This is a genomic window from Mycobacterium sp. (genome assembly GCF_049673265.1).
Taxonomy (GTDB): domain Bacteria; phylum Actinomycetota; class Actinomycetes; order Mycobacteriales; family Mycobacteriaceae; genus Mycobacterium.
Genome location: NZ_JBATXN010000375.1, coordinates 1 through 5741 on the forward strand (window position 1 = coordinate 1; position 5741 = coordinate 5741).

Annotated in this window: 4 protein-coding genes; 2 read left to right on the forward strand and 2 right to left on the reverse strand. The window is 63.8% G+C overall.

Features of this window, described 5'->3' with window-relative positions:
- Together WBF82_RS12980 and WBF82_RS12985 are read right to left on the reverse strand one after the other, a co-directional pair.
- The coding region (locus WBF82_RS12980) for an NAD(P)H-hydrate epimerase (protein WP_424383422.1) at window positions 1–893 on the reverse strand (893 nt) is incomplete at its 3' end.
- Between the two features lie 37 nt (window positions 894–930).
- Window positions 931–1611, reverse strand: a complete 681-nt coding sequence (locus WBF82_RS12985; RefSeq protein WP_424383423.1) for a rhomboid-like protein — start codon at window positions 1609–1611, stop codon at window positions 931–933.
- 72 nt (window positions 1612–1683) lie between these two features.
- Here WBF82_RS12985 and WBF82_RS12990 point away from each other — a divergent pair, with 72 nt between their 5' ends.
- Together WBF82_RS12990 and WBF82_RS12995 are read left to right on the forward strand one after the other, a co-directional pair.
- Window positions 1684–3618, forward strand: a complete 1935-nt coding sequence (locus tag WBF82_RS12990) for a flavin-containing monooxygenase (protein WP_424383424.1) — start codon at window positions 1684–1686, stop codon at window positions 3616–3618.
- A gap of 118 nt (window positions 3619–3736) precedes the next feature.
- Window positions 3737–5683, forward strand: coding sequence for a hypothetical protein (locus WBF82_RS12995; RefSeq protein WP_424383425.1), 1947 nt, complete (start codon window positions 3737–3739; stop codon window positions 5681–5683).
- Window positions 5684–5741 lie beyond the last annotated feature (58 nt).

The window sequence follows — 5741 nt, forward strand, 5'->3', positions numbered from 1 at the left end:
GGGAGCGTCCGAACCTCCGGCTCGGGGAGCGGCTGCCCGGCCGCCGCCGGGGTGGGCGACGCGATCACCTCGGGCCACTGGGCGAGCACCTCGCTGCGCGCGCTGCCGGCGTAGCGGACCATGCCGGAGGTGGCCGCCACGGCCGCGCCGGTGCACAGCACCGCGGCACCCGGATAGGTCGACGAGCCGGCCATCACCCCGGTCACACCCTGGGTGTACTTGTCGTCGTGCGGTCCGGGTATCGGCCAGCGCGCGGCGACGTCGGCAGCATCGAAGCCCAGCAGGTCGGTGTCTGGCAGCTTCAGACCGATGTCGATGAGCCGGACGCGGCCGCAGTCGGCCAGCGCGTGTACCGGTTTCAGGCCGCCGAAGGTGACGGTCAGCGTGGCGTGCACGGCCGGGCCGGTGATCGCACCGGTCGCCGCCTCGATGCCGCTGGGAATGTCAACGGCGACAACCGGAATCGCCTTGGCGGCCTCGAAGACTTCGGCCGCGTCCGGCCGCAGCGGCCCTGAGCCCGAGATACCAACCACACCGTCGATGACTAAATCTGTTGCTGCAGAGATCTTTTCGACGACGCGTCCGCCTGCATTCCGAAACGCCGCCAGCCCCTTCTGGTGGGTTCGTTCTGGTTTGAGCAGTATTGCGTCAGCGGCCACGCCGCGACGGCACACGAAGGTCGCTGCCCACAGCGCGTCGCCGCCGTTGTCGCCCGAGCCGACGACCGCGCACACGCGGCGTCCGGCGACCCCGCCGGTGCGGGCGATCAGCTCGCCGATGATCGCGTTGGCCAGCCCGTAGGCCGCCCGCCTCATCAGCGCGCCGTCGGGCAGGCTGGCCAACAGCGGCGCTTCGGCCTCGCGGATCGCGTCAGCCGAGTAGTAGTGCCGCATCTGGCCCAGATTACGGGTCCGCGAACGCGCGTGACGGCTACTCGGACTTAGCAGGGGGACGGAGCTGCGCCGGATTCACGGGCGGGCGACCTCGTCCGCGCGCCATCGGATAGAACAGCAGACCGATGAAGATCGCCGCGAAGTGCCCGATCGCAGTGAACTTTGGATCGCTGATCACGAGTCCGGTAAAGAGGACGATCAAGACAGCGAGGTAACCCCATCGCCACGGTTTCGCGACGTGATAGCTGAGCACGGCGACCACGCCGACCAAAAAGTAGCTGACCCCGATGTCGCGGGCATGCACCAGCCGTTCCGGGGCCAGGTGATGCTGGATCGCCAGGTAGAGCACGCCTTCGCTGATATAGGTTGCACCGATGTGCGCAGTCAATCCGACGGTAAGCCAACGGATTTGGCCGAGCCACTGCTCCGCCGGAGCAAGGAACAAGGTGAATAGCACAAGGTACGGCGTCCAGTAGCGGCCGTCGATCCAGAGCAGACTTTCAAACAGCACTCTCAGCGGATCAGTTGCCAATTCGTGCAGGTTGGTGGACCCGTGGACCAGCACGGTGTGCAATTCCCGCTGCCCCAGCTGGCGCTGAATGATCGTGGTGACCAGCAGCACGGTCAGCCATACATAAGTCAGCGGGGCGGTGCGGACGAATCGCCACGCTGCGGCCAGCCAGCCCTTGATTCGCGCTTGGACGGATGTGTTCCCCACGGCGTTACCGTATCGGTTGCACAATTACGAAACCGTGCGTATCGTAATTGTGATTTACGAAAGGATTTCGCCTTGAAACGCAGCCGCTATGCCGGCCAACCTTTCACCACCGCCACCGCCGACATTGCCGCAGCGCTTGACCAAGTCAGCGTCCCGACCTTGTTGCTGTCGCTGGTGCACATCACTGGCGATGCCCGTTTCATCCGAGACTTCAAGCCCGCTGGGATCTTTCTCAACGAGGTCCAGGGATTTATGTCCGAGGAGGACAAACAGCGCGCTCGGGTGGAAGCGTTACCGGTGATCGCCGATTACCGCGACCGCGGTTGCCCCGCGCCCGCCCCGCTGCCGCGGGAGCTGATCAAAGAAATGATGGACTGGGCGGTCTGTGAGACCGTGCCGGACGATTATCTGTCGCTGCTCGCCGAAGAAATGGATCTCGACGGCGTCGATCCCCGCCGCCCGACGCCGTTGGACCCTGACCGCGCGGCGGAACTGCCCGTTGTGGTTATCGGCTGCGGTGAGTCAGGAATTCTGGCCGGAATTCGCTTGAAGCAAGCCAACATTCCATTCACCATCGTCGAGAAGAACTCCGGCCCGGGTGGAACCTGGTGGGAGAATACCTACCCTGGGGCGCGCGTCGATGTGGCAAACCACTTCTACTGCTACAGCTTTGAGCCCAGCAACGATTGGACGCACTTTTTCGCCGAACAGCCGGAGCTGCAGAACTACTTCGCAGAAGTGATGGACAAGCACGGTCTCGGTGACCACGTGCGCTGGCAGACCGAGGTTATTGCCGCCGAGTGGGACGACGAGGACGGCATGTGGACGGTCACGGTACGCGAGCCTGACGAGGGGCTCACCACGATGCGGGCGCGTGCCGTCATCACCGCGGTCGGCCAGCTAAACCGGCCCCACCTACCGGAATTCGAGGGCGCCGCGAGCTTTCGCGGGCCGTCGTTTCATTCCGCGGAGTGGGACCACTCGGTTGATTTGACCGGCAAGCGGGTGGCGCTGATCGGTGCCGGTGCCAGCGGCTTTCAGATCGCGCCCGCCATTGCCGACGATGTCGAGCACCTCACCGTCTTTCAGCGCACCGCGCAGTGGATGTTTCCCAACCCTATGTACCACGAATCTGTCGGCGACGGCGTCCGCTGGGCCATGGACCACCTGCCGTATTACGGGCGCTGGTACCGATTCCTGGTGCTTTGGCCCGGCTCCGACAAAGGGCTGGACGCGGCGCGGGTCGACCCGGCCTACCCCGATCAGGACTACGCAGTCAGCGAAATCAATGCTGCCGCGCGGATGATGTTCACCGACTGGATCACCAATCAGGTTGACGGAGACCAGGATCTGCTGGCCAAGGTGCTCCCCGACTATCCCGCCACCGGGAAAAGGACGCTGCAGGACAACGGCACCTGGCTGCGCACGCTGCGCCGCGACGACGTCGATTTGGTGCGCACCCCTATCCAGGGGATCACGCCCGAAGGCGTCGTCACCGCCGACGGCGCCGTGCACGAAGTCGATGTGATCATCTACGCCACCGGGTTTCGGCACACCGACGTGCTATGGCCGATGACCATTACCGGCCGAGACGGTGTCGACCTACACGAGGTGTGGGGCCGGCGACCCAACGCATACCTAGGCATCACCGTTCCGGGGTTTCCCAACTTCTTCCTCGTCTACGGACCGGGCGCCCACCTCGCCCACGGCGGCAGCCTGATCTTCAACTCCGAGTTGCAGATGCGCTACATCAACAGCTGCCTAGCGCATCTCATCGAGGCAAACCTCCACTCGGTTGAACCGACCACCGAGGCCGCCCGCGCCTGGCATCGACGCACTCAGACCGAAATCAAGCAGATGGTGTGGTCGCATCCGGCGGTCAAACACTCCTATTTCAAAAACGCCGACGGCGAAATCCACACCGTCAGCCCGTGGCGGCTCAACGAATACTGGGCCGCGACCCGCGAGCCGGACTGGTCGCAGTTCGTTATCACCAACCGGCCGTGATGAGACATTTGCGTTGCGATGTCTCATGCGTTACCGTGTGATCGCTCTCACAAAAATTTAAGCTGCCGCACAGGCTGGCTTAAGGCTTGCGGCACGTCTACAGGCGGATGGAGGAGCGATGCGCAAGCGACTAATCGCGACCGCTGTCGCCCTCGTTGGCGCAGGCGTTATCGCCGTCACCCCGGGTGCCTCGCACCCGCTGCACGTCTCCGACATCCGGCTGACCGCCGGCGATTCGTTCCAGCCCGCGCTTGATCAGCTTCTGGCCGCTATGCAGCAGGCGGTGACCTACGACTCGTCGCTGCCGTTTGCCACCCCGGACAGTGACGCGATGTTGCTCACTGGTCTGCAGAACACGAACTATGAACTGCTCTCGGCCGGACTCTCAAGGGTCACCGAGCTTTTCAACGGGGTCTTCTTTCAGTCGCCCGAAGCGGTGGCCGGGGACGCCGCCGATTCCCGCCAGTACTTCCAATTCTTCACCCCCGACATCTACTACCACGCGACAGCGGGCCTTGCCCCTGGCGCGACCTACGAGCTCACCGGCATCGTCGGCAAGGGGACCGAAGCGCTAGCCATCGCCACAGAAAAGATCACCGGCTCGACCGCCGTCAGCGAGAGCAGCCTGGAACTCGATCACGGCCTGGTGGTCAATCCCGACGGCACCTTCACCGTCGACATCGGCCCCACGGAGCCAAGCGGCGCAGTCAATTTCATCAATGACACCGACGCCACAACCAATGGTGATGCCTCCCTGCTGATTCGAGATGTGCTGGGCGACTGGGCCCAGGGTCCGGGCAGCATCAGCATCCACTGCGTGGCCGACTGCCCCGCGTTCTTTTCCATACCGGACACCGGAATATTTCCCAGCGGAGACGCGGCCGCGGCCGCTACGCAGATCACCTCGGTCGACTCGTTGTTGACCACGTTGTTCACCGCCTTCGGCAACATTGTTGGCCCTTTCAACCAAGAAAACATGACCCTGGCCCAGGTCGCCGGAATCGAGCTGCCGCCCAACAGCATGAGCCCGTTGGCCTCGGAAACGAGTGTGTTCGCGACCGGTCTACCGAGTGCAGACGTCTCCGGTGGGAATTTCCACCTCGATCCCGGCGAAGCGCTGATCGTGAAAGTGCCCGACGTGCCATCGGCCTACAGCGGGATCGAGTTGATGAACGTCTTCGGCGCGGCACTGCCCTCGACGTTGGCGCAGACCACGTTGAATAACACCACGGCATTCCACGATCCCGACGGATTCACCTACTACGTTGTGAGCGCCACCAACCCGGGCGTGGCGAATTGGCTGGACAGCAACGGCGTTACCAGCGGTGAGATCTTCGCCCGGTTCGAGAACGTGCCCGACGGCACAGACCCGACCGGCCTGCCCGTGACAACCGAGGTGGTTCCGGTCGCCGACGTGGCCAACGACCTGCCCGCCGACACCCCCACGGTCAGCCCCGCACAGTTTGCCGCTGACATGTCAGAGCGCGTGTTGTCCTATGACTACGCCTTGGACGTGTCCCGGGAAAACGCCCAACCCGATTGGGTAACACAAGAATTGATACTCCACGGGTTGCAGGGCGTGATGGGTAGCGACAATTTCGACGCGGTGTTCGGCAGCGAGCCGGTGACCCCGCTGGCGCTGAGGTTGACCCCGGCGTTGTCACCGGACTGGGCCAGCGTCGATCACGACATCATGACCAATCCGGTCGGCAGCCTCGAGGCGATCTTCAACAATCTGCCCTTGGCGAGCAGCGACATCAACCTGCCGATGGACTTGGCGGTTGGCCAGACCGTGCTGTCGCTGTTGTTCCCCCAGCAGCTCGGGTCGTTGCTCAACGACACGCTGTTCGACCCGAACACCGGCATCATCGCCGGCTTCCTCAATGCCCGCGACGACCTGGCGACCGCGGTCCTGACCGCCAACAACGACTTCCCTTCTCAGCTGGGCAGTCTCGCCACGCTGGAGTGGGCGAACATGTCCGAGTTGGTGCAGTCGACCCCGGCTATCGATTTAGCGGACCTTGGCCTGCTGTTCAACCCCGACACCCTGCTCGCGGGTCTATGACACCTCGACAAGCGGCTCGGTAGCGCCGAACGCTGTGTTGAGCCATTCGCTCATCGTC